Source organism: Cupriavidus sp. 8B, assembly GCF_054589115.1.
This window is the reverse complement of the sequence record NZ_BAAILO010000093.1, coordinates 62,737-63,482: the sequence shown is the minus strand read 5'-3', so window position 1 is coordinate 63,482 and position 746 is coordinate 62,737. Positions and strand designations below refer to the sequence as shown.

Sequence of the window (746 nt, the reverse complement as noted above, 5' to 3'; positions counted from 1 at the left end):
AACTGAGTCGACCACCCCAACACACGCCGCGTCCAGCGCGTGCGTCTTTGGCAGATCGAAGCGTCGGCGGTTGTACTTCGTCCGGCCACCCGACCCGGTCTCCACTGAAAGCCCCGTGGTCTTCAGCGCGTTGTACAGCGCCCACCGGGTCGAATTGACGGCAGCAGCGTCGCGAAGCGGGGCCTTCGCCTTTGCCAGAATGCGTCTGAGGCGCTCCGGGTCCTTGCGCAGGAAATCAGAGAGCGGGCGAGCGGCCTTCTTCCTATTGCAAGGCACGCAAGCCAGTGCCAGATTGGAGACCCGATTCGAGCCTCCGTTTGCCCGGGCATCGATATGTTCCAATTCCAGCGGCATATCGCGGGCATCGCAGTACGCGCACTGCCGGCCCCATTTCTCTAGTAGGTATTCGCGGACCTCATAGCCGGCCAGTTCGCCCTGCTGATACTCGACGCCGGAGATCTCGGCGTTCTGCATCGCCTGCATGTCGAAGCGGACGAGTTCGGTGCTGATGGCGGTGATCGGGGCGAGTGCGCGCAAGCGACGGACCCAGGCCATCGTGGTCTGCACACGGTGTTGTAGGCTCGGCGCTAGCCAGCCTACCGGCCTGCGGCGGTTATCGAAACGAGCGGCACGATACCGCGTCTTGCGGCCACGCCTGGCACGTCGCATGGCCCGGCGCGACGTAAGGTCAATGCTGATCTGCGCGCCGCGGTGTATTAGTTCCGCCAGCGACAGCACGGCGGCAT

Annotated in this window: 1 protein-coding gene; it reads right to left on the bottom strand. The window is 64.2% G+C overall.

What is annotated here, in order from left to right:
* The coding region (gene iscB, locus ACYP5B_RS09305) for an RNA-guided endonuclease IscB (protein ID WP_459569400.1) at positions 1-738 on the bottom strand (738 nt) is incomplete at its 3' end.
* Positions 739-746: the final 8 nt, after the last annotated feature.